This window comes from Actinomyces sp. Z5, assembly GCF_003287795.1.
In the GTDB taxonomy this organism is placed as follows: domain Bacteria; phylum Actinomycetota; class Actinomycetes; order Actinomycetales; family Actinomycetaceae; genus Actinomyces; species Actinomyces glycerinitolerans.
Window position 1 is genome coordinate 1 of the sequence record NZ_QMIN01000091.1, and the last position, 23,272, is coordinate 23,272.

Annotated in this window: 21 protein-coding genes and 1 tRNA gene; 12 read left to right on the forward strand and 10 right to left on the reverse strand. The window is 66.4% G+C overall.

The window, feature by feature from the left end; translation table 11 throughout:
* Positions 1-843: 843 nt before the first annotated feature.
* Positions 844-1,143, forward strand: coding sequence for a hypothetical protein (locus DRB06_RS12570; RefSeq protein ID WP_146750886.1), 300 nt, complete (start codon positions 844-846; stop codon positions 1,141-1,143).
* A 198-nt stretch (positions 1,144-1,341) separates the two neighbouring features.
* On the opposite strand, the gene DRB06_RS12575 is transcribed toward DRB06_RS12570, so the two are convergent.
* Together DRB06_RS12575 and DRB06_RS12580 are read right to left on the reverse strand one after the other, a co-directional pair.
* The gene (locus DRB06_RS12575; RefSeq protein ID WP_111820134.1) at positions 1,342-2,577 is read right to left on the reverse strand and encodes an AGE family epimerase/isomerase; all 1,236 of its coding nucleotides are present in this window, start codon (positions 2,575-2,577) and stop codon (positions 1,342-1,344) included.
* Between the two features lie 47 nt (positions 2,578-2,624).
* Entirely contained in the window at positions 2,625-3,431 is an 807-nt protein-coding gene (locus DRB06_RS12580) for a DeoR/GlpR family DNA-binding transcription regulator (RefSeq protein WP_111820135.1), read from the reverse strand.
* A gap of 168 nt (positions 3,432-3,599) precedes the next feature.
* Here DRB06_RS12580 and DRB06_RS12585 point away from each other — a divergent pair, with 168 nt between their 5' ends.
* From DRB06_RS12585 to DRB06_RS12605, 5 genes are read left to right on the forward strand one after another with little or no spacing between them, the layout of a single operon-like run.
* Positions 3,600-4,892: a sugar ABC transporter substrate-binding protein gene (locus DRB06_RS12585; protein ID WP_111820136.1), complete on the forward strand. Its 1,293-nt coding sequence runs from the start codon at positions 3,600-3,602 to the stop codon at positions 4,890-4,892.
* 9 nt (positions 4,893-4,901) lie between these two features.
* Positions 4,902-5,840 carry a carbohydrate ABC transporter permease gene (locus tag DRB06_RS12590; RefSeq protein ID WP_073327984.1) on the forward strand — a complete coding sequence of 313 codons (939 nt, stop codon included), beginning with the start codon at positions 4,902-4,904 and terminating at the stop codon, positions 5,838-5,840.
* 4 nt (positions 5,841-5,844) lie between these two features.
* Complete coding sequence (locus DRB06_RS12595; protein ID WP_234415955.1) at positions 5,845-6,696, forward strand: carbohydrate ABC transporter permease; 852 nt, start codon at positions 5,845-5,847, stop codon at positions 6,694-6,696.
* 32 nt (positions 6,697-6,728) lie between these two features.
* On the forward strand, positions 6,729-7,589 hold the full coding sequence (locus DRB06_RS12600) for a ketose-bisphosphate aldolase (RefSeq protein WP_108969086.1): 861 nt from the start codon (positions 6,729-6,731) through the stop codon (positions 7,587-7,589).
* A 41-nt stretch (positions 7,590-7,630) separates the two neighbouring features.
* The gene (locus DRB06_RS12605) at positions 7,631-8,839 is read left to right on the forward strand and encodes an ADP-dependent glucokinase/phosphofructokinase (RefSeq protein WP_108969083.1); all 1,209 of its coding nucleotides are present in this window, start codon (positions 7,631-7,633) and stop codon (positions 8,837-8,839) included.
* Between the two features lie 18 nt (positions 8,840-8,857).
* Here the strand turns inward: DRB06_RS12605 and DRB06_RS12610 are convergent, their stop codons facing one another.
* From DRB06_RS12610 to DRB06_RS12640, 7 genes are all read right to left on the reverse strand, one after another.
* Positions 8,858-9,439 carry a hypothetical protein gene (locus DRB06_RS12610; RefSeq protein WP_111820137.1) on the reverse strand — a complete coding sequence of 194 codons (582 nt, stop codon included), beginning with the start codon at positions 9,437-9,439 and terminating at the stop codon, positions 8,858-8,860.
* A 185-nt stretch (positions 9,440-9,624) separates the two neighbouring features.
* A complete protein-coding gene (locus DRB06_RS12615) occupies positions 9,625-10,206 on the reverse strand; it encodes a hypothetical protein (protein WP_111820138.1) in 582 nt (193 codons plus the stop codon).
* A gap of 91 nt (positions 10,207-10,297) precedes the next feature.
* Positions 10,298-10,693: a hypothetical protein gene (locus DRB06_RS15880; RefSeq protein WP_146750887.1), complete on the reverse strand. Its 396-nt coding sequence runs from the start codon at positions 10,691-10,693 to the stop codon at positions 10,298-10,300.
* Positions 10,690-11,895 (reverse strand): hypothetical protein, encoded by a 1,206-nt coding sequence (locus DRB06_RS12625; RefSeq protein ID WP_108969074.1) that lies wholly within the window; start codon positions 11,893-11,895, stop codon positions 10,690-10,692. The genes DRB06_RS15880 and DRB06_RS12625 overlap by 4 nt, the downstream gene beginning before the upstream one ends.
* Positions 11,896-11,933: 38 nt before the next feature.
* Positions 11,934-12,224: a WXG100 family type VII secretion target gene (locus tag DRB06_RS12630; protein WP_073327995.1), complete on the reverse strand. Its 291-nt coding sequence runs from the start codon at positions 12,222-12,224 to the stop codon at positions 11,934-11,936.
* 143 nt (positions 12,225-12,367) lie between these two features.
* On the reverse strand, positions 12,368-13,744 hold the full coding sequence (locus DRB06_RS12635) for a DUF4032 domain-containing protein (protein ID WP_108970002.1): 1,377 nt from the start codon (positions 13,742-13,744) through the stop codon (positions 12,368-12,370).
* 246 nt (positions 13,745-13,990) lie between these two features.
* A complete protein-coding gene (locus DRB06_RS12640; RefSeq protein WP_111820139.1) occupies positions 13,991-15,118 on the reverse strand; it encodes an ABC transporter ATP-binding protein in 1,128 nt (375 codons plus the stop codon).
* Between the two features lie 223 nt (positions 15,119-15,341).
* Between DRB06_RS12640 and DRB06_RS12645 the strand changes: the two genes are divergently transcribed.
* The 3 genes from DRB06_RS12645 to DRB06_RS12655 all read left to right on the forward strand — a co-directional run bounded on the left by DRB06_RS12645 (position 15,342) and on the right by DRB06_RS12655 (position 18,419).
* A complete protein-coding gene (locus DRB06_RS12645) occupies positions 15,342-17,294 on the forward strand; it encodes a serine/threonine-protein kinase (RefSeq protein ID WP_111820140.1) in 1,953 nt (650 codons plus the stop codon).
* Positions 17,295-17,449: 155 nt separating this feature from the next.
* A complete protein-coding gene (locus DRB06_RS12650) occupies positions 17,450-18,310 on the forward strand; it encodes a DsbA family protein (RefSeq protein ID WP_258522262.1) in 861 nt (286 codons plus the stop codon).
* A gap of 33 nt (positions 18,311-18,343) precedes the next feature.
* Positions 18,344-18,419: transfer RNA gene (locus DRB06_RS12655), tRNA-Thr, on the forward strand.
* Positions 18,420-18,624: 205 nt separating this feature from the next.
* On the opposite strand, the gene DRB06_RS12660 is transcribed toward DRB06_RS12655, so the two are convergent.
* Positions 18,625-19,302: a uracil-DNA glycosylase gene (locus tag DRB06_RS12660; RefSeq protein WP_108969067.1), complete on the reverse strand. Its 678-nt coding sequence runs from the start codon at positions 19,300-19,302 to the stop codon at positions 18,625-18,627.
* An 83-nt stretch (positions 19,303-19,385) separates the two neighbouring features.
* Between DRB06_RS12660 and DRB06_RS12665 the strand changes: the two genes are divergently transcribed.
* The 3 genes from DRB06_RS12665 to groL all read left to right on the forward strand — a co-directional run bounded on the left by DRB06_RS12665 (position 19,386) and on the right by groL (position 23,243).
* Positions 19,386-19,988 (forward strand): LytR C-terminal domain-containing protein, encoded by a 603-nt coding sequence (locus DRB06_RS12665; RefSeq protein ID WP_108969064.1) that lies wholly within the window; start codon positions 19,386-19,388, stop codon positions 19,986-19,988.
* Entirely contained in the window at positions 19,985-21,295 is a 1,311-nt protein-coding gene (locus DRB06_RS12670; RefSeq protein WP_146750888.1) for a glycoside hydrolase family 15, read from the forward strand. The genes DRB06_RS12665 and DRB06_RS12670 overlap by 4 nt, the downstream gene beginning before the upstream one ends.
* 319 nt (positions 21,296-21,614) lie before the next feature.
* Entirely contained in the window at positions 21,615-23,243 is a 1,629-nt protein-coding gene (gene groL / locus DRB06_RS12675; protein WP_108969058.1) for a chaperonin GroEL, read from the forward strand.
* The last annotated feature ends 29 nt before the right edge of the window (positions 23,244-23,272 follow it).

Consider the following 23,272-nt stretch of genomic DNA (forward strand, 5'->3'; position numbering starts at 1 on the left):
CGATGTCCTGATACACCAAGTGTCACCGATGTCCTGAGGCAGAACTGTCACCGATGTCCTGAGACATCACAGGTCGTGAACCGCACCCCAAGGTCGTAAAACGACATGACAGCCATCCCACGGGAGCACAGCCGACCCGGGAATCGGGGACCCCTCGGGATCACGGGTGTGGTGGTGCACAGGTAAGAGCCTGGCGACGGTCATTGTGGACATCCGGCAGGAGCATTCTGGCAGGCACGATGGGAAGGGCAGGCACAATTGATCGCCGCGAGCCTGGACAGGCCACAACAGGTCCCGGCGGACGCGGCGGTCCGGGCGGGAGGACTCGGCTGCTCGCCTGACGGGGCACCCTTCTCGGGTCGACGATTCGACACTTCCGACGACGGTACGTACCTTCTGATCAACGATTCGTACTCCTATGGGACGGTACGTACCTCTAGGTGCCGAACCGCCACGAGAGGGTACGAATCGCCGGCGCTAAGTGCCGAACCGTCAACCACAGGTACCAACCGCCAGGGCCCGCGCCGACCTACGCGCCAGATCCCACCCGGGAAAACACACCAGATAACCCAACCCACCCCTTCCCAGCACCCCGACCGGCCCGCACCCGGCAGCGTGGGTCTGCTTCGAGGGGCGCACTCGGCACCCCGACTTGCCTGCGGTTAGCGGCACGGGCCCGCGCCAGGCGCGGAAGTCGTGTACGACGCCACTTAGACGCCTGCTGAAGACCTCCGGGCCACACAGCAGGCCCCTCTTAACCGGCGTACCCAACAGCGAACTGGCGCAGCAGACGCGCCCGTTACCTACATAGCCGAACGGCTGCCGGTGCACGGCCCGGCGGCCATGCACCCGGTGACCATCGCCTTGGATGTGCGCGACGGCAGTCCCGGCGACGCAGTGCGCGCCGTATTCAACTCCGTCGACGAGCTGCTGTCTCTGGTCGCCGATGCAGCTGGTTGGGAACTGAACCACGAGGTGGTGGGATCGCCGGACGTATCCGCGGGAAGGGAGTGTATGAGCATGCGCGTGCCCTACTGGTCGCACACCATGGCCGCCTTCCTGTGCGCACTGGCGCTGGCGACCGACGACGCCGGAGTGCTCACCAGCGTGCACGCGCAGATTGGAGACGGCCCGACGGCGTGAGCAGCCCGGCGGCTGCACGGTGCCCTTCACCGCGCAACACTTCGGGCCCGGGATTGCGTTCCACGACCTTGGTGCTATGGCACGACCTCCGTGAACATTCCACGACCACCCCGGGGTCGTGAAACGCACCCCAAGTTCGTGGATCATGGCCGGGGGTCGTGGAACGCAAACGGGGGTCGTGTTTTGCGTGTGGCCGGTTCAACGGCTTCGGGCGGGCGATGCCCCAGTGGCCAGCAGGCCCTCGGCGAATGATGGGGTGATCGGCAGGCGGCCGATCAGCATTGCCTGGAGTGCGTGGTAGATGTCGGGCTTGCCCGACCAGGTGATTGAGCTCGGGCGGTTATGGGCGTCGAGCTCCTCGCGCCACCGACCGGGTGCCTCAATCAGAAACTCCCGGGCGAAGGTGGCGTAGATGTCGATGTCGTGCTCGTAGGAGGGATCCCCGGTGGTCTCACGCAGCGTCTCCGCCGCGCCGATCGCCTCGCACAGCACCCAGTACATGCGTTCATGCACCACCGGGCGTCCAGCGAAGTCCACCGTGTAGACGAAACCGCGTTCGCCGTCTACGCCCCATCCCTCCTGCAGTGCCTGCCGGTACATGCGCCCTGGGATGGTGTCCAGCAGTGGGTCGTAGCCGATGCCCGCGGCGGTGCACGCGGCGCGTACCTGAATCATCAGCCGCGACCACTCCAGCCAGTGCCCGACTGTGGAGCCGTAGGGACGGAAGGCGTCGGCGGGGCGGTCCCGGTTGTAGTCGAGGACGGCGTTCCAGTCGACGTCGAAGTGCTCGGGCAGGCGGAAGTCATGGGTGATGAACTCGCGCGCGATCCGGTCGGTGATGCGCGCCGCTCGCCGCAGGTGAGTGGCGTCGTGGGTGGCGGAATAGACCGCCAACAGTGCCTCAACCGTGTGCATGTTCGCGTTTGCGCCACGGTAGGGGTCGACGGCGGGGCTGTGACGGTCCCGGGCATCCACCACCATCCCGGCGTCCTCGTCCCACCACAGTCGGTCGAAGGTGAGCAGGGCGGCATCGAGCAGTTCCTGCGCGCGTGATACGCCGGCCATGAGTGCGGAGGCGGCAGCCAGGATGACGAAGCTGTGCTCGTAGGAGACCAGGTTTCCTGGGCGCGGGGTCCCGTCGATATCAACTGCGGAGAGCCAGGCTCCGGCGACGGTGTCGTGCAGCGGGCCGTCCAGTAGGCGGGCGACGCCGTGCTCGGCCAGGGTCGCGCAGTCCGGGTCGCCCATGAGCTGCCCGAGAGCGAAGCAGTGGGTCATGCGGCCGGTGATCCATAGCTGTACGCCGTGCGTGGCGTCGATGCTGCCGACGTCGTCGAGCCAGCCGAACCCATGCTCGGTGCGGGAGCGCTTGCCGAAGGCGAGTAGGCTCCAGGCTTCGGAATCGAAGAATTGGCGGGTCATGAGCGTGGTCATCGAGTCCTCCTTGACTCAGGTGCCTACCTCGGTCGAGAGGCGAGGATTCAGTAAGGCGTATCCGGGGTGAGTACCTGTACCGAGCGGGCGTTCAAAGCGGCGCTGAGCTCGGCGTTGGGCTGTTCGTTGGTGATCAGGTAGTCGGCAATCGCAAGGTCGCCAATCGCGGCGAACAGACGCCGACCAAGCTTGGTCGAATCGGCAAGAATGGCTACCCGACGGGCGCGGGCGGCCATTTGCGCAAGCATGGCGGCCTCGTCCAAGTTGGAAGTGGAGAAGCCGTCGGTGTCGACGGCGCCCACGCCGATGAGGGCGAGGTCGACGTGGATGTCGTTTTCGACGCCTGAGATGGCGGAGGCGAAGGCGACCGGGCCGATGGTTACGCGGCCAGACAGACGCACGTGCCCGCCGATGACGTATACGTCGCGGCACGCCTCCGGGTTGATCTCCACCGGCAGTGCGAGGTTGTTGGTTGCGATGATGAGTTCCCGCTTGTTCGACAGGTGGTGTACCAGGGACAGTGCGGTGGTTCCCCCGTTGATGAACAGGACGTTGCCGTCCTGCACGAGCTCCGCGGCGATCCGGCCGATACGATCCTTCTGGGACGCCTGCAAACGGGCGCGGTCGCTCAGGTTCGTATCGTGCCAGGGGACGGCGGAGTTGGACATCGCTCCGCCGTGCATACGGATGAGCAGGCCGTCGGCGTCAAGCTGGTCTAGATCTCTGCGGATGGTGTCGGCCGAGACGCCGAAGTGGTCCGCCAGGGCCGTCACCGTCACCTGACCCAGTCGGTTCACGTAGCCGGCGATTTCGGCCTTCCGCCCTCCAGGGAGGCGGGGTGCGGCGTCGTTCATGGCGCCAGTCTAGGCATTCTTCATGCGCCTTCAAGCCGAACGTTACGTGATTGTTGCCGATCGAGCGCAGACAGCCGCAAAAAGTCGCACTATGCTCGTCCGCAGACATCAGGAAGTGGATGAAACCAGCATGATGTCGCAACTCGTGTCAATGATGATGGAGTAACAATGCTGATGCGTATGCGTAGGCGCGAATTCGGGCAGATGACGGCCGTAGTGGCCGCTCTGGCGGCGATGGGTCTGGCCGGATGTGGCGGATCGGGAAGTAGTGGAGGCCGCGATGGGGAGGTGACCTTGGAGTTCACCCAGTGGTGGGAACCCGAACTGCCGGACGGGGCCCTGCGCGCCCTCATGGACCAGTTCGAGCAGGCCAACCCCGGGATCAAGGTCGAACTGCTCTCCGGGCCCTATGCCTCGACCAAGGAGCAGCTGGTTGCCGGTGCCGCGGCGCAGACCATGCCGGATGTGGTCGGCTTGGACGGTGCATGGGTGAGTGACTTCGCGAAGCAGGGTGCCATAGCGGACCTGACGGCCCTGATGGCCGAGCAGGGCTACGACGACTCCGAGCTCGCCAGCCAGATTCAGATCGACGGCGTCACCTACATGATCCCGGTGGTCAACTTCGTCTACCCCATGTTCACCAATATGGATCTGCTTGAACAGGCCGGCGTCTCGGCAATCCCCTCCACGCGTGAGGAGTTCGAGTCCGCGGCCGCGGCGATCGCGGACACGGGTGAGGACGTCTCCGGCTGGGCGCTGCCGCTCTCGCTGGAGGCGCCGAACGGCATTCAGAATGATGTGATGTCCTGGGTCTGGGCCTCCGGTGGATCGATGCTCACCGCGGACGGCAAGCCGAACCTCCAGGGCAACGCGGACGTCAAGAGCGCCTGCGAATTCATCAAGAATCTGTGGGACGACGGAGTCATATCGCCGGGCGCTTTCACCATGAAGGAGCAGGACAAGGTCGAGGACTTCACCAATGCGCGGGTCGGCATGATGATCGACTCCCTCGCGCACGTGAACACCATCCGCGAGGGCAACCCGGACCTGGAATTCGGCATTGCCGCACTGCCCGCCGTGAGTGGCTACACCGGCCAGCGCGGCATGCCCTACGCCTCTTGGGGCATCGGTGTCTCCGGTACCACCGAGCATCCGGCGGAGGCGTGGAAGCTGGTGGAGTTCCTCATGTCGGCCGACACCAATGCGGTGCTCGCCGACGACGCTAAGGCCTTCCCCGGAAACAGTACGGCCACGCCCGACTATGTCGAGGATGATGAGCTGTTCAAGCAGGCCTTCGAGATCTGGAGCTCGGGCACGCCTGCCAATGAGTTCACCGGTCTGCCGGTTTCCGAGACGCTCATGCGCAAGTTCGATGAGCAGTTCCAGAGCTACCTCAGCGGCGATATCGACGTCGACACCATGCTCGCCAACGCCCAGCAGGCGTGGGACGAGGAGTTCTGAGGTTCACCCATGAGCGTCACCGATGCCGCAAATGCGTCTCGGACGCGGCGGGTGCGGGCGCCGTCCCGTGGGCGGCGCCTGACCCAGGCACTTGTGCCCTACGCATACCTGTCACCGACCTTAATCCTGTTGATGGTGCTGATGGTGATTCCGATCGTCATGGTGGTCGGATACTCGCTGATGGATGCTGTCATCACCGCTAGGGAGTCCCACTTCATCGGGCTGGGCAATTACGTCGAGATCCTCACCAGCAGCAAGTTCCGTACGGCGCTGGCCAACACGTTCTGGTTCGTGGCCATCAGCGTGGTGGCGCATATGCTGTTGGGTCTCGGCTTTGCCATGCTGCTCAATTCCGAGTCGGTATCCGCTGTCACCAGGACCGTCTTCCGCACCCTGTTCGTACTCCCGTGGCTACTGACCGTGGCGATCATCGCCATCCTGTGGCGACTGCTGCTCAATCCCAACGGCGTAGTCAACGCGATCCTGTCTGGTCTGGGCGTCGTTAGCGGACAGCACGAGTGGCTCGCCGATCCGGATATCGCCCTGGCCGCAGTCACCTTCATCAACATTTGGTCCGGGTACCCGTTCTTCATGATCTCGATCCTTGCCGGTCTTCAGGGCATCCCGAAGGATCTGTACGAGGCGGCGGAGGTCGACGGCGCCGGCCCGATCCGGAGGTTCTGGTCGATCACCCTCCCACAGCTGCGGCCGATCATTATCTCCATGGCGCTGCTCGACGTCATCTGGACCTCCCAGCAGTTCGCCCTCATCTGGATGACCACCGGCGGAGGGCCGCTTGACCGGACGGAGGTGCTGTCCACTTTCACCTATAAGTTGGCATTCTCCGAGTACGACTTCTCGGGGGCGTCCGCCAGTGCGGTGATCGTGCTGATCCTGTCCATGATCCTCGCCTTCTTCTACGTGCGTAGCCAACAGGTGAGGGAGTAGTGACATGGGTGCTATGACTACTAAACGGCGTCGACGGCTGTTGGCCAAGGCGGGTGTATGGGTGGGGCTGCTCCTGGGCGCCGGCTTCGCGGCCCTGCCGATCTTCTGGATGCTGGTGTCCTCCTTCAAACCGAATGCGAAGATCTTCGCCACGCCTCCGCGGATCATTGAAGAGGGCTCCTCCTGGGCGGCCTACATCTCCATTTTCCATGATTCGGAGAAGATCCGCTTCTTCATCAACAGCTATTTCGTGGCGCTGTCGGTGACGGCGCTGACACTCATCGTCGCGATCCTCGCCGCCTACGCCTTCAGCCGTTTCGAGTTCCCCGGGAAGAGGATCTTGAACGTACTGGTCATATCGGTGCAGGCGGTGCCGCCGATCACCCTGCTGATCCCGTTTTTCGGGCTCATGGTGACGCTGCGGCTGTACAACACCTACCAGGGCCTGATCCTGACCTACATGGTGTTCACGCTGCCCTACGCCATCATCATGCTCACCGGCTACTTCAACACCCTCCCGCGCGAGCTCGATGAGGCCGCGAAGGTGGATGGAACCAGTTCTCTCGGTGCACTGTGGCGGGTGCTGGTCCCAATTTCCATCCCGGGAATCGTCTCGGTTGGTATCTACACTTTCATGATCGCCTGGAATGAGTATCTGTTCGCGTTGACGCTCACGCGCACGAATGACATGCGCACCGTGCCCATCGGTATTCAGCTCCTCATGGGGCAGCACTCATACGAGTGGAACGAGATGATGGCGATGTCCGTGCTCGGATCGATTCCCGTGGTGCTCCTCTTCATCTTCTTCCAGCGTTACTTCATCGGAGGGATGACCGCTGGATCCGTCAAGAACTGAACTTGACGACAACACAGAAAGGTACAATGCAAATGTTAGTCACAGGCAGCGACATCCTGGACGTCGCCAATAAACACGGTTTCGCGGTCCCGGCGTTCAACATCTCCTCGTACTCGATGCTGCGCGCGGTGGTGGACGTCTGTGAGGACAAGCGCTCCCCACACATCATCGCCATTCACCCGGACGAACTGAGCCACATCCGGCCCGCGATGCTGGCCTCCATCATCCGGATCGCCCACGAGTCCCCGGTGCCGACGGCGATCCACCTTGACCATGGCGCGTCTTATGAGCAGGTGCTGCTGGCCATCCAGGCGGGCTTCACCTCGGTGATGATTGACAAGTCCTTCGCATCCTTCGAGGAGAACGTGGCCGAGACCGTGCGCGTGGTTAACGCCGCCCACGCCGTCGGGCTATCCGTGGAGGCCGAGTTGGGCACCATCGGCGTGTCCGACAAGTACGGGGAGACCGGCACGGAGGAGATCCTGTACACCGACCCCGATGACGCGGCGCGCTTCATCGACGCCACCGGTGCGGATTCTCTCGCCATCGCGATCGGCACCAGGCACGGCCTGTACCCCGCCGCGGCCAAGCCCGCGCTGCGCCTGGACTTGCTGGGTGAGATCAAGTCGCGTCTGGGCATTCCCCTAGTGCTGCATGGCGGGTCGAACAACTCCGACACCGAGATTGCCGGGGCCGTGCACGGCGGCATCAACAAGATCAACATCTCTTCCGACATCAAGGCCGCCTACTTCAACAAGATGCGCGAGGTGCTCCAGGACGTGCACCTGCGCGAGCCCAACGTGATCGAGCCTCCGTGCGAGGCGGCACTGCGGGAGTGTGCGGCGCAGAAGATCGATCTGTTCGAATCCGCGGGCAAGGCAGAGCTGCTGTGAGCCTGCGGCGTCGATGCGGGCGCGGCTGAAGGGAGAGTGAGATGACGGTGCGGATTGTCCTCGGGCTCGGCGGGACCGTCGATTACGAGCTGTACTGGGATGCTGAGGCGTTTCAGGAGCTCGTGGACACCCATGGCATACACCAGGCCGAGCTCGAGGACGCTCCGCCGGCCAGCGCCGTCGACGAGCGGGAGATGCTGCTGGCGGTGCTGAGGTCCATGCGACAGTCCCGGGGATGCGAGTGCTACGCGGCCGATAAGCGGGCGCTGCTTGCCTTCGCGGATCACTTCACCTACCAAGTCACCCTGGGCGGCACGTGCGTTCGCGCGGCGTTGGCCATGGAACGGATCGGCGTAGCCTCGACGGTGCACCTGGTCTCAATTAACGACGACGTCCGTCGGCTCCTGTCGCCCGCCGTCGAGTGGGTGTGCAGCGCCGAGGCGGATTCCTTGGATCCGCACGTGATCGTCCAGTACCCGGCGGGCGCGGCGGTGCGCCTGGCCGATGGGGAGCTGACCGCGCACCGCCCCAATCGGGTGATCCTGGTCAACGATGCGCCCAACGAGGATCTGCGGCTGAGCAAGGAGTTGCCTCGGCTGCTGGCCGAGGCCCGGGTAGTCCTGATCTCGGGCTTCAACACCATGAAGTCGGCATCCGAGTTGCGCACTCGACTGGGCGAACTCGAGGACGCGTTGGCCGAGACGCCACCAGACGCCGTCGTCGTCTACGAGGACGCGGGTTTTCACAACGACGCCATGCGTGAGGTGATCCTGGAGACAATTCCGCACCTGGTGGATCTTCACTCGCTCAACGAGGATGAGGCGCGTCACTATCTCGGACGCGCCATAGATCTGGAGGACGGGGCACAGGTCGCGGCGATGATGACCGACCTGCACCGGCGACTCGGGGCGCCGACTGTCATGGTGCATACCAGCCGCTACGCCGCGGTGGTGGGGGAGCGGGCGGCCCTGTTCCGCGAGGCCGCCGAGGCGGGTTGCCTACTGGCATCCACTCGCTTCCTACACGGGGACCGCTACGCCGTTGAGGAGTACACGGAGGTGGCGTGGGCGCCCCGGGAGGAGACCGGCGAGCGCCTCGCCCGCGCCTCCGAGCCGGCCGCGGCGGGCGTGCTGATCGCGCCGGGCTTCGCGGTTCGCACCGCCTCCCCGACGACGATCGGCCTGGGTGACACCTTCATTGGCGGCGTGGTGGCGCACCTGGCGGAGAAGGGCGGCTTGCAAACGTCGTGATCTGCTGGAGGACGGCGCTCAGGACGGTCGCGTCCCGTCTTGGCGCCGGCGACCACGGCGCCGCGCCTCCTTGCTGATGGCGCGCCACTGCTTAGGATGCAGTGGGTGATCGGCGGGCAGGGTATTCCAGGTCTTCCAACTGGATGGTTTGGCCGGCCCGGCAAGCAGCAGGCCCGTCGCACGCAGTGGCTCGGTCAAGCCCTCCATGGCGTTGATGGTGAAGTACTTGGGATGGTTCCAAGGGGTATCGGAATCAAAGGAGAAGTGCCAGCAGATGAGCTCGCTTGCCGCCGCGCGGCCACCCAACGGGCGGGCCAGCACCGCCAGGCGCACGCGTCCGTGTTGGCGGCGTACCCAGGGGAGAACGAGCGCTAACGGAAATACCTCGGCAAGGTAATCCGCGAAGAAGCTGGCGGCCTCACTGCCCTCGCGCAGGATCACGCCGGTCCACGGCCCTCGTTCGGCCAGCACCGAGTCCAGGTCCCAGGTCTCCAGGGCGAAACCCTGCGGTGCCAGGTGGTCGATGACGAAGCGCACCGCGTCCCGCGGCGGCGCCGCCACCTCGAAGCGGCGCATGGGCTGCGTCTCAAGCCATGCCATGGTGACTACACCTCATCAGTAAAAGAGTGGGCCTGGATGACATCTCCCTGCTAGCACTGGAGCCGACCGCTGCATACCATCGCTAAAGTTGGCAGGGAAACCAAGGCGAGCTTCGGCGCAACTCATCGACTTAATACAGTGGCGTGGTGGCACGCCCGGCCGCGAACATCGTTACCGGACGATGCTCAGGACGGTCGCGTCCCGCCTTGGCGCCGGCGACCACGGCGCCGCGCCTCCTTGCTGATGGTGCGCCACTGCTTAGGATGCAGTGGGTGATCGGCGGGCAGGGTATTCCAGGTCTTCCAGCTGGATGGTTTGGCCGGCCCGGCAAGCAGCAGGCCTGCTGCGCTAAGAGGCTCGGTCAAACCATCCATGATGTCGATGGTGAAGTTCGTGGACCAGTAACGTAAAGTCACGGAGTCAAGGTGGAAGTGCCAGCAGATAAGCTCGCTCCCCGTAGCGTCGCCGTGCAGCGGACGGGCAATGACCGCCATGCGTACGCGTCCGTGCTGGCGGCGTGTCCAAGGGAGGGCGAGAACTAGTGGAACCACTTCCATGAAGGTACCCACTGCGAAATTAGCGGCCTGACTACCTTCGCGCAGGACTACGCCGGTCCACGGTCCCCGTTCGGCCAGCACCGAGTCCAGGTCCCAGGTCTCCAGGGCGAAACCCTGCGGTGCCAGGTGGTCGATGACGAAGCGCACGGCGTCCCGCGGCGGCGCCGCCACCTCGAAGCGGCGCATGGGCTGCGTCTCATGCCATGCCATGGTGACTACACCTCATCAGATAAAGAGGAGATCTCAATGACTTCTCCGTGTCAATAGGGGAGCCGACTGCAAGACGTCACCGACCAGGCCGTCAGGGAAACCGTGGCGAGGTACGGCGCAAGTCATCCATTTCATCCAACGGCGTGGTTTGGGAGCCCGTTCGGCGCTGGGTCTCCCAGTCGTCGCGGAGGCGCCCCAGATTCTCTGCTACCTGCTTGCGTAGGCGTTCGGCCTCGGGTGAAGTGTCTTCTCCGGAGAAAACCGCCGCAACGGTGGTTCTGCCCGAGTCGATTCGTCGTTGAACGGCCTGCCAGTCGGGACCGAGTTCGCCTCGACGCGCAGCCTCGGCACGCTCCGCGTCCGCCCGCTCGGCCTCCTGCTCGGCCTGCTTGACTTCCTTCTCCAGACGTTCATTGATGCCACGAAGTTGCTCGATGAGCTCATCGAGATCTCTATTGCTGCGGGGTGGGGGAGGAAATGAAGTCATGCACGTACCGCCGCGCCGCGTATCGCTGCTTCTGCAATATTCGTGGTGGTGTACAATACCTCAACGATTTTCGCCTTGGCGGTAACGATGCCCTCAATGGCATCATATACTGCGTTGACGATCGAGTAAGATAGCCGCACCATGCCTAGGATATCAGAGATGAGAATGGCGCACTCTACAGCTACAGCGGCCCAGCCGACAACCGGAACGGCGGCCTCGGCTGCGACGCGCGCAAGTTTGTAAGACAGTTTCTTAAGAAGCATACCCAGGCCGGTTGCAGCAAGCTTTGCTGCGAGTGCCACTTTGCCGACAATCTCGCTGACGTACCCTGCTGCGTAGCTCAGCCTAGTCGTGGCCACCGACAGCGCGGTTATGAAGGCGTTGCAAGCTACCGCTCCTTTGCCTACCCACTCGGCCAGGGCAGGAAGGACTCCCGAGTCGTTCTGGCCTACGGCGACGAGTGCGGAGTCGAGCTCCGACCAGGCCGTTGAGGCGCGATCGACGTAGCGCCAGTCACCCACGATATTCTTGTAGACGAAGTCGTTGAGAAATGACCATCGGAAGAGCTTCTCAAACACCCAGTCGAGACCGCCGAGCAGTGCTCCAGCAGACCAACGCAGGTTCTCCATCTCGGACGTAGGAGTTCCCGGCTCGCCAAGATAGGATTGTGGATCCTGCTCCTCGCGCACCGACCGGTTCGACGAGTAAGCTACGTCGTTCCTTTCTTGGAGGCGCTGCATCTGGTCGTTCTTGTATTCTTCAAGTGCGGCGCGATTCTGAATGCTTTGGTCCAGCAGCATGGGATCTCCGCCTCCGCCCCCACTCGACTGGCGCGCGGCGTCTCCCAGGCTCGGTATGGACTCTCGAGGATCATTGAATGGCGGCGGCGGCACATCCATCTTCCTGAAGATCTCAGCAAGTTCATCCCACGCTTGTTCGTCCGCCTTTGCGTAAGCATCGATCGTGTTGTTCATCGAGTCGGCTGCGGCGGAGTGGGCTTCGGCGGCCAGGCCGAGGACCTCCTCGCCTACAAGAACGACCGCATTGTTGAGCGGTACGAGTACGGAGAACAGGCCTCCCATCTCGGCCGAATCTATTCGCCCCCAGGTGGTCAGGAAGGACTTCATGGCCGGTAGGTGCTCGTCGCCCTGTCGCGCGAGTACCTGCTTGGTAAGACCGAGGTCGGCGTAGTCAACTTTCATGTATTACTCCGGGTGTCAGAACCAATAAAGTTCAACTGTCATAGGGACCATATGTTTGCGACTGTGTTGTCGGTCTGCTGGTAGCGCTCATTAGCGTTATCGACCGCGGTCGCTATGCTTTCCATGTAATCGACTTGCGTGAGCAACCGTTCTGACCAGCTGGCATGCGACGATGCGGCTGCACTGGCCGCCTCTCCTGTCCATTCAGACTGCGTAGCGGCCATGCTCCCCGACAGCTCGGCGTTGTCCGAGCTTAGTTGCGACGCTGCGGAACGCAGCGCGTCGGCGATTGCGTTGAGAGCATCTTCCGAGACTTCCAGATCGGCCAAGGTCCCGCTCCTGTCAGATGGACTACGATGCGCGCGTGGCAATCACGGGGCGGTAATGCGCCGCGCGCCGATATACATCTGTGACGATACTCCCCGGACGGAAGGAACGCCATCCGTTTGAACGGATCAGCGCATGCTATGCGTCACTCGCCCTTGAACTTCATGCCGGCGGTGAAGCCCATGGGGTTGAGCTCGAAGGCGTTGGCCGTGGCCTCGTCGAGGGCGGCGAAGTCCGCGTCGTCCTCGGGCACCGGCTCCTCGCCGTCGTCGAAGATGGCCTCCATCTCCTGGGTGTCGCCCAGCGACAGGTAGGACTGCTCGTCCCAGTGTTGCGGCAGGACCGTGCGCACGTAGTCGTCCACCGCTTCCTGGGTGGTCACGTCGCGTTGGCGCTGCTCGGACATGTACCAGCGGTGCTCCAGCACCTCGTGGAAGATCTCGGCCGGCTCCAGCTTGCGGCGCAGCTCCATGGGGACGGCGGAGATGGTGGGTTCGAACACCTCGGCCAGCCAGGCATGCGCCACCTGCTCCACCGGCTCGTCCTTCCGGCCGGTAACGGTGCGGAAGGTCTGCAGGTCGTTGAGCATGCGCTGCCCCTGGCGCTCCTGCACATCCAGGCCGGTGAGTCGCATGATCTGGCGGTGGTAGTGGCCGGCGTCGACCACCTTCGGCTGGATGATCATGCGCGTGCGCGAGCCGTCCGCCTCGGTCTTCATGGTCAGCTCGCCGACGTCGAAGCCCAGTTCGTTCAACCGTTCGATGCGGTTGCGCACGCGCCAGCGCTCGCCCAGGTCGAAGGTCTCCTCGGCGGTGAGCACATTCCACAACTCGGTGTAGCGGCTGACGATCCGGTCGCCCACCTCGATGGTGTCCACACTCGGCTCCAGCAGCGCCCCGGCCTGCAGATCCATCAGCTCGCCGATGATGTTCGTGCGGGCGACGTCGATGTCGTACAGCCGCTTGCCGTCGGTCAGGCCCTCGGTGTGCAGCTCGCCGGTCTCGGCATCCACCAGGTAGGCGGCGAAGGCGCCCGCATCCCGGCGGAACAGTGTGTTGGACAGGGACACATCCCCCCAGTAGAAGCCCAGCAGGTGCAGCCGCACCAGCAGCACGGCGAGGGCGTCGATCAACCGGGTGGCGGTCTCCGGGCGCATGTACTGGCTGAACAGCGCCCGGTAGGGCAGCGAGTAGGACAGGTGCTCGGTGACCAGCACCGAGTTGAGTGCCGAGCCGTCCAGGGCGGTGCGGCCGGTGATGACCGCGGTCGGCGTCACGCAGGGGGCGCCGAGGCGGACCAGGTCGCGCAGCAGCTCGTACTCGTGGTGGGCGACGGATTCACCGATCTCCTTCACGGCGATGACGCGTTCGGAGAGGTTCACGAAGCGCACGATGTGGCGCGAAAGCCCCCGCGGGAGGGCGGCGAGCACCTCGGCCGGCCACTCCTCCAACGGAATCTCCCACGGGAGATCGAGCAGCGCCGGGTCAATCGTTGCCGCGGTGATCTGCATGGACGGGGGCATGGACATATTCTCTCAGGTCCGTCGCGATTCACTCGTCAACGGCGCCGGGTCGGTTCAGGCGAAGCCGATCGCCTTCGGGCTCGTTAATTCACGGCGAACCATACCTGCGGTTGTGGCGCTCGCCGTCGGCCTGTGGCTGAGCCCCGCTCCTCGTAGGGGAGAAGCGGGGCTCAAGCACGGTCGTGGTACGGGCGATGCGGCGACGGAGGTCGTCAGGCGGCCGGTTACCGCATCGCCGTGGGCGAGTCAGGCGGGCAGGCGCTCGCCGGTGGAGGCGGAGAAGATGTGCTCCTCGCCGGGCTTGATACGCACGTACACCGTCTCACCCGGCTCCGGCGCAGTGCGCGGAGGAACGCGGACGATGATCTGGCTGGAGTCCTCACCGGAGCCGAGCCTGTCCTCGGAGCCCTCGGCGCCGACCAGCTCGCCGTAGATGTAGGCGTCGCTACCCAGCTCCTCGACGAAGGACAGGCGCACCGGGATGGAGTGCTTGTCCTCGGCGGAGACCACCTCGAGGGACTCGGGGCGGAAGCCGATGACGATCTTGTTGTTGTCAGCCGGAACCATGGCGTCGAGCGTGGCCCGGGACAGCTGCACACGAGCGGCGCCGATGGAGGCGACGTCGCCGTCGACCGTGAACCGGCCGAGGTTCATGGCGGGAGAGCCGATGAAGCCGGCAACGAACTCGTTGGCGGGCTTGTCGTACATCTCGCGCGGAGTACCGACCTGCTGGAGCACGCCGTCCTTGAGGACCGCGATGCGGTCACCCATGGTCAGGGCCTCCGTCTGGTCGTGGGTCACGTAGACGGTGGTGACGCCCAACGAGCGCTGCAGGGACGCGATCTGCGTACGCGTCTGCACGCGCAGCTTGGCGTCCAGGTTGGACAGCGGCTCGTCCATGAGGAACACCTTCGGCTTACGCACGATGGCGCGACCCATGGCCACACGCTGACGCTGACCACCGGACAGGGCCTTCGGCTTGCGGTCCAGGTACTCGGTCAGGCCGAGGATCTTGGCGGCCTCCTTGACGCGCCGGTCGATCTCATCCTTGGGAGTACCGGCGATCTTGAGGGCGAAACCCATGTTGTCGTGCACCGACATGTGCGGGTACAGAGCGTAGTTCTGGAAGACCATGGCGATGTCACGGTCCTTGGGCTGGACGTCGGTCACGTCGCGGTCGCCGATGAGGATGCGACCGGAGTTAACGTCCTCGAGGCCTGCGAGCATGCGCAGGGAGGTTGACTTTCCGCAGCCCGAGGGGCCGACCAGGACCAGGAACTCGCCGTCGGCGATCTCAAGGTTCAAGCTGTCCACCGACGGGGTGTCGTTCCCCGGGTAGATACGGGTGGCGTGGTCAAAGGTGACGGTTGCCATAAGGGGTATCCCTTCACCGACAGGTACGTGCCGGACGATCCGAGTGAAAGGTGCCGATGCGTGTCCGCATTGACACGTGCCGGGGCGGTTTGCTCCGGTTAGGACCAACTTTGTCATACGACAACGCCGTCCGGGTAGTCCGAAAAGGCTCGGAATATCCTCAAAGGTCTGTGAATCCACTCACGTCAACCGCGTCCGGGGCACCTCCCGGTACTGTGTCGCCATGCCGCAGAGTCCCGACAGCTCCACCCCCGCCGCCCTGGCCGGGCTGCGCGCAGGTGCCAACGTCGGCGGCTACCGGCTGGTGCGCCGCCTGGGCGCCGGCGGCATGGGCGTGGTTTGGGAAGCCATCGACGGCGACGGCAAACGCGTCGCGATGAAGATCCTTCACCCGCAGATCGCGGCCGACCCGACGGCCCGCCGGCGCCTGGACCGTGAGGCCTCCGTCCTCGCCCGCGTCAAGGACTCGCGCGTGGCCCGCATACTGGATATCGAGACCGGCGACGGCGCGGACGGCGTCGGCGTCACCTTCGTCATCACCGAGTTGATAGACGGCCCGACTCTCCAGTACGAAATCGACCATGCCGGCGTCTACCGGCTGGACACGGATATCCGCGATCTCTCCGACCTCGCCCACGGCCTGGTCGACGCGTTGGCCGTCGTGCACGCCGCCGGCGTCATCCACCGCGACCTCAAACCCTCCAACGTCATGCTCGGCGCGGCCGGCCCGGTTCTGATCGACTTCGGCATCGCCCAGGTGGCCGACGACGTCCGCCTCACCCAGACCGGCCAGGTCACGGGTACCCCCGGCTTCATTCCGCCGGAGATGCTCGACGGCGGAGAACCCAACCCCGGCGTCGACTGGTACGCCTGCGCGGGCGTCCTACTGTTCACCATCACCGGCCTCCCGCCCTTCGGCTCCGGCCCCTGGCAGGCCGTCTTCCGCCGCGTATACGCCGGCACTCCGGAACTGGGCGACCTGGAACAGGCGCAGCCGGCCCTCGCGCGCGCCTTCACCGCGGCACTCGCCCCCGACCCCGCCGACCGCCTGCCCGTCCCCGATCTGTTGCGCGTCCTGGATGAGATCGCCGACGGCGGCGACGGCCAGACCGCTTTGGCGCAGGTGCTGCCGGATGCCGAGGCCGACGCCGGCGATGCGGCCGTCCCCGAGGTCGTCGAGGCGGACACGAGTACCGGCACGTATGGGGCCATCTACTCCCCCTTCTCGTCGGCCGGCAGCGCGGGAAGCCCGGGGACCGGTCCGGTGTCCGGCTCCGGCTATGGGATGGTGGCTCCGTCGTCTTCGGCGTTTTCGGCCCCCGGGGGCTACGGGGCCGTGGCGAGTCCCGCCCCGCAGGCCGACGCCGTCCGGCCGGCATCTCTTGCAGGCGCGTCGGCGGCGCCGATGCCGCCGTCGTTCACGCCCGGAGGCGGGGTGGAACCGGCTCAGTCGGGACCCGCGGTGCCGGCGCGGCCGAGTTTCGGTGCGCCCGTCCAGCCGACCCCTGCCGGCTACGGGGACGCCCACTCCGCGGCCATGGCCCCACCCGTCCCCGGAGCGGTTCCCGAATGGGCGCTGGAGCCCCGGCGTCACCGCACCGTTGCCGCCTGCTTCTTCCTGATGCTGGCGGCGCTGGGACTGCTGATTCCCGGCTGGCTGGCGATCGGTTTCTCGCTGCTGGTGGTGATTGCGGGGACCGTCGGTCGGGCCGATGACGCGCGCCGTTGGCGTCGCCTGCGGGCCGGCTACGCCTCCGCCGCCGACAACTCGCGCATGTGGGCGTCGACCCCCTGGTACCTGCTGCGTTCCCTGATCGCCGGCACCGCCGCCTGTGCGGTGGCGGCGGTCGTCGCCGTGATGGAGTTCTACTTCTCCGGCCGAGCGCTAGGGTTCGCTCCGAATACCCCTCCCGCCCTGCTGGCCACGTGGGGTGACTACCACCGGTTGGGGCTGTGCGTGGTGTCGGTGGTGATCGCCTACATGGTGGTGGCTTGGTTCGTGCCCTGGGGTGCGCCCACCCGCCGTGGCGGCGCCCGCCTGATCGACCTGGTCCTGCGTGGGCGCACGAACCGGCGCATCGGCTGCATCGTGTTCGTCGTCATCGCGGTGGCCATCGTGTTTCTGTTCGCCATGGGCGCGATTCCCGTGGCCCGGCTAGACCCCTTCAGCTTGTAGGCATGGCCCGCTAAACATAGGCATGGCTCGCCCACCGAGGTGAGGCAGGCCGCACCCTGCGGTCGTGCTTTCCTGGCGGTTCACAGGCAGAATGCCTAATGTGCAATGCGCCGCGTGACCTGCGGCAGCGTCGAACCCGAGTTGAGGAGTTGCTTGTGGCCTCAAACCAGCCACGTCCCACCAAGGCGGAGCGTCGGGAGGCGGCGCGCGCCAAGGCCCGGGCCATGCGCGAGGAGCAGGAGCGCCGGGAGCGGCGCGCCCGGATCACCCGCCGCAGCCTGTTGGGTCTGGGCGGCGTCGCCGTCGTCGGGGCCGCGGCCGCACTGGTCGTCAACTCGCGTAAGGACACCGGCCTGGGCGGCGAGATCGTCTCGGAACTGGCTCAGGGGGACGGCATGCCGGCTACCGTCCGCGCCGACGGGTCGATCGTCTTCGGGCCGGACCTGACGCCGGGCACCAGCACGGACGGCGCCCGGAACCTGCACATCTACTTCGACTACTCCTGCCACTACTGTGCCAACTTCGAGGCGTTGCATGCCGCGGAGATCGACTCCCTGCTGAGCGACGGCACCATCAACCTCGTGCTGCACACGGCACGGTTCCTGGAGAAAACCAATGACGGCTCCTGGAGCAACATGGTGTGCAACGCCCTGGGTGTCGTGCTGGACCAGGAGCCCGCCTCTGCGCTCGCCTTCCACCAGGCGGTGCTGGCCCGCTTCGCAGAGATCTACGCCGCTCAGGACTCCTCGGCACTGACCGCCGCCTCGGTGACGCAGGCCGCGACCGAGGCGGGCGTGAGCGACGCGGTGGTGGCCCAGATGGAGACCGCCATCGCCGACAACACCTATTCCGCCTGGCTAGCGCTCAACCGTGAGACCTTTTCACAGGGCGGCGTCTCGGGGACTCCGACGGTCTACCTGGACAACGAGAGGCTGGAACTGACCGCCATCGCCACCGAGACCGGCATCACCGACTACATCCAGGGCGGCGCGGCCGAGGACACGTCTGCGCAGTAGCGGGGCATTTGGTCGGGTAAGCTCGGCCCGCACGCCGCGTTAGCTCAGCTGGTAGAGCAGCTGTCTTGTAAACAGCAGGTCGTCGGTTCGAGTCCGACACGCGGCTCCACGTTTTCCCGCACGGCCACGTGTACGTCCCTCCTCCGGGACTCCTCCGTGCCGGCGGCACGTCGCCTGCTTCGAGCTTTTGCACCCTGGTGTGCGCCCAATTGCCGCACACCAGGGTGCAAAACGTCGCAGTAGAGGGCAAAGGTGCGGATCGGGCGGATGCTAGCCGTTGTGTTAGCCATCGTGCCCGCGCCCCGCGAACACACTCAGGGCAGCCGCCAGTCGACCGGCGTCGCCCCCAGGCGCTCCAGCTCCGCGTTCGCCCGTGAGAACGGGCGCGACCCGAAGAACCCCCGCGAGGCGCTCAGCGGTGAGGGGTGTGGGGAGGCGATGATCGGCGTCGAGCCCAGCATGGGGGACAGCGACTGCGCCGGCCGCCCCCACAGAATCGCCACCAGCGGCTGGTTCCGCGCCACCAGTGCCTCGATGGCGCACTGGGTGACCTCCTCCCAGCCCCAGCCTCGGTGCGAGGCCGGCTTGCCCGGCTGCACGGTCAGCACCCGGTTGAGCAGCATGACCCCCTGCAGCGACCACGGCGTCAGGTCCCCGGAGGTCGGGCGCGCCACGCCCAGGTCGCTGACCAGTTCGGTGTAGATGTTCTCCAGGCTCCGCGGCGGGCGCACCCCCGGCTGCACCGAGAAGCTCAACCCCATCGGGTGACCCGGTGTGGGGTAGGGGTCCTGTCCCACGATCAGCACCTTGACGTCGTCGAGTGGGTAGGTGAAGGCGCGCAGCACATCGGTGCCGGCGGGCAGGTAGCCGCGGCCGGCCGCGATTTCTTTGCGCAACTTCGCGCCGAGTTCGTGGATGGTCGGCTCTACCGGCGCGAGCGCCTGGGCCCAGGAGGGATGGATGATCTCGGACAGCGGCTTCGGTTCGGTCACGCCTAGAGCCTAGCTCCGGGTCGGCCTCGGGGTGTCGGCGCGCATTAGCCGCCGCCGCGTCGGCCTCCCGGTATTCTCACGGTGTGAGCCGCTACGACTACCCCGACGACGAGTTCGACGCCGACGACGACGGTCCGGTGCCCGTCGGGGTTCATCGCGCCCAGGTCCCCGCCTGGCGCAGCTGGATTCCCCTACTGGCCATTCTGATCATCGTCCCGCTGCTGGCATGGGGTGCGGTGGGGCTGCTCGGGCGCCACGCGGATGGGGTGAGCGGCGCCTCCACGGCCACCGCCGCCGTCCCCGCGGATGACAGCGCCAATGATGCCGCGCAGGGCGGCGAGGAGCAGGCCACCGAGGAACCGACCGCGCAGCCCACCGAGGAACCGACCGGCAATGCCGACTTCACCACCGGCGTCACCGTGCACAACGGCACCGACACCAGTGGCCTGGCCACCCGTACCGGCGACAAGCTGCGCAACGCCGGCTTCACCTCCGTCACCGTCTCACAGGGCGTCTACAGTGCCGCCGAGCCGGCCAACACCACCGTCTACTACGCCTCCGCCGACCAGGCCGCCACCGCGCAGGCCGTCGTCAACGCGCTCGGGGCGGGCGAGCTGGTTGAGTCCGCCGAGGAGGCCCAGTCCAACCCGATTGTTGTGGTTCTGCGCAGCGACTATCAGGAATGATGCGCGCGGAAGGCGGCGGCGCCGGCCGGCTCCCCCGGCGTGCGCTGCTGCTCGCCGTGCCGGCCGCGGTCGCGGCGGCGAGCGCAACGGTTCTGCTGTCGTCAAGACCTGCCCGTCCCGCTCTGCTGAGCGGTGGCGTGCTTGCCCGAACCGACGGCGTCGTCACGGTGCTGCCGCCCGAGCGAACGGGCCGCCCGACACCGCTGGCCGCCGCTGTACGCCAGGGCCTGGACGCGGCCACGCTGCCGACCGGCCGATGGGAGGAATTCGCCCGCACGGCGCTGATCGATCTGCTGACCCTGACCGGGCCCGCGCTGGCCGAGCCCGGCGCTGCTGCCGCGGGTGCGGTGACCCGCTTCCCGCATGGCGCCGTCGTGGCCGGCCCGGTGAGCATCTGGCGCTATATCTGGCCCCGAGACGCCGCCTTCGCCGCTGCCGCCTATGCGGCGGTCGGACTGGAGGCGCAGGCCCTCGACGTGCTCGCGCAGTTGGCGACCTTGCAGCGTCGCGACGGCGGCTTCGAGGCGCGCTACACCGCCGTCGGCGTCGTCCCGGATGACCGCCCCGCCCAGTCCGACGGTACCGGCTGGTTCTTGTGGGCGATCGGCCGGCTGCTCGCCGCCGGCGCGCGGGTGGACGAGCTATCCGCCCGCCTGGGGGAGGCGAGTGCGCGGGCCTGCGGCTTTCTGCTGGACTTGACCGACACGCCCTCGCACCTGCCGGCCGCGGCACCGGACTACTGGGAGGTGGGGGAGCGCACCCTCACCCTGGGGACGGCGGCGCCCACTCTGCTGGGGCTGGAGGCCGCGGCCGCGCTCGCGCAGGCGGGGCTGGAACTGGGCGCCGGCGCGGGCCCGTTGACGGAGCGGACGGTGACGGTGCGCGCGGCCATGGAGCGTGGCTTCGCGCCCGGTTGGGGCAGGCACGTGCGCGGGGACGACCTCGACGCGGCCATCGCGCTCGTAGCTCCGCCGTTCACCCGCGCGTTGGACGGCGTCGCGGCGGTAAGGGACGGAGCGGTGGCCCGCATGTCCCGGCCGGCCGGTGGGGTGGCGCCGGGGGAGTCGTGGCGCGACGACGGGATCTCCTGGACCCCGGAGACCGCACTGCTGGCCTGGTCGGCGGCCGGTCTGGGGCGCGACGCCGAGGCGCGCACGCTGCTGGAGTGGCTGGAGGCGCACCGTACTCGCGCCGGTGCGCTGCCCGAGAAGGTGCGCGCCGACGGCCTGCCCGCGGGCCCTGCACCGCTCGCCTGGACCTGCGCGCTCGTACTGTTGGCCACGGCGGAACTCCGCCGAGATCGGTAGAAGTTATGTGCCGAGATCGGTCGATATGGCTGCCGAGATCGGCACAAGCGACACGCCGAGACCGACGGAAACGGTGTCGGGAGAGCTCTTTCACACCCCGTTTCGGGCCGACGGCGAACCTGAGCGTCTTGCACTCAAGGGGTGAGAGTGCCAGCATTGCGGTTAGCACTCGGACCCGGAGAGTGACAAAGCCGCTCCCCGGATCCGGTGAACGACCCAGGCCGGCAGGTGAGGGTCGGCGTCGGACGGGACATGAACGTCCGGTGCCGCTCCGTCCGTCGCGGGCACCCGCCGGCCACCACCAAATACAGGAGCAGCAATGCCCAAGATCATCGCCTTCGATGAGGAGGCCCGTCGCGGAATGGAGCGGGGCCTGAACACCCTCGCCGACACCGTCAAGGTCACCCTCGGCCCCAAGGGCCGCAACGTCGTCCTCGACAAGAAGTGGGGCGCCCCGACCATCACCAACGACGGTGTGACCATCGCCAAGGAGATCGAGCTCGAGGACCCCTACGAGAAGATCGGCGCCGAGCTGGTCAAGGAGGTCGCTAAGAAGACCGACGACGTCGCCGGTGACGGCACCACCACCGCCACCGTGCTGGCCCAGGCGCTTGTGCGCGAGGGCCTGCGCAACGTGGCCGCCGGTGCCAACCCCATCGCCGTGCGCCGCGGCATCGACAAGGCCGTCGCCGCCGTCGTCGAGCGCCTGCTGGCCGACTCCAAGGAGGTCGAGACCCAGGACGAGATCGCGGCCACCGCCTCCATCTCCGCCGCCGACGAGCAGATCGGTGCCATGATCGCCGAGGCCCTGGAGAAGGTCGGCCACGACGGCGTCATCACCGTGGAGGAGTCCAACACCTTCGGCCTCGAGCTCGAGGTCACCGAGGGTATGCGCTTCGACAAGGGCTACATCTCCCCCTACTTCGTCACCGACGCCGACCGTCAGGAGGCCGTCCTCGAGGACGCCTACATCCTGCTGGTCGAGTCCAAGATCTCCAACGTCAAGGACCTGCTGCCCCTGCTGGAGAAGGTCATGCAGTCCGGCAAGCCGCTGGCGATCGTTGCGGAGGACGTCGAGGCCGAGGCCCTGGCCACCCTGGTGGTCAACCGCATCCGCGGCACCTTCAAGTCCGTCGCCGTCAAGGCCCCCGGCTTCGGCGACCGCCGCAAGGCGATGCTGCAGGACATGGCCATCCTCACCGGCGGCACCGTCATCTCCGAGACCGTCGGCCTGAAGCTGGAGAACGCCACCCTGGAGGACCTGGGCCAGGCCCGCAAGGTGGTCGTCACCAAGGACGAGACCACGATCGTCGACGGCGCCGGCGACAAGGACGCCATTGACGCCCGTGTCGCCCAGATCCGCAACGAGATCGAGAACTCCGACTCCGAGTACGACCGCGAGAAGCTGTCCGAGCGCCTGGCCAAGCTGGCCGGCGGCGTCGCCGTCCTCAAGTCCGGTGCCGCCACCGAGGTGGAGCTCAAGGAGCGCAAGCACCGCATTGAGGACGCTGTGCGCAACGCCAAGGCCGCCGTCGAGGAGGGCATCGTCGCAGGTGGCGGCGTCTCCCTGCTGCAGGCCGCCACCGCTCTGGACGCCCTCGAGCTGTCCGACGACGAGGCCACCGGTGCCGCCATCGTGCGCGTCGCCCTGGAGGCTCCGCTCAAGCAGATCGCCATCAACGCCGGCCTCGAGGGCGGCGTCGTGGCCGAGCGCGTGCGCAACCTGCCCATCGGTGAGGGTCTGAACGCTCAGACCGGTGAGTACACCAACCTGCTGGCCGCCGGCATTGCCGACCCGGTCAAGGTCACGCGCTCCGCGCTGCAGAACGCCGCGTCCATCGCCGGCCTGTTCCTGACCACCGAGGCCGTCGTCGCCGACAAGCCGGAGCCCCCGGCCCCGGCCGCCGCCGGCGCGGGCGCCGGTGACGACATGGGCGGCATGTACTGATCGGTCGCCCGGTCGGTTCGGTTCGCCGC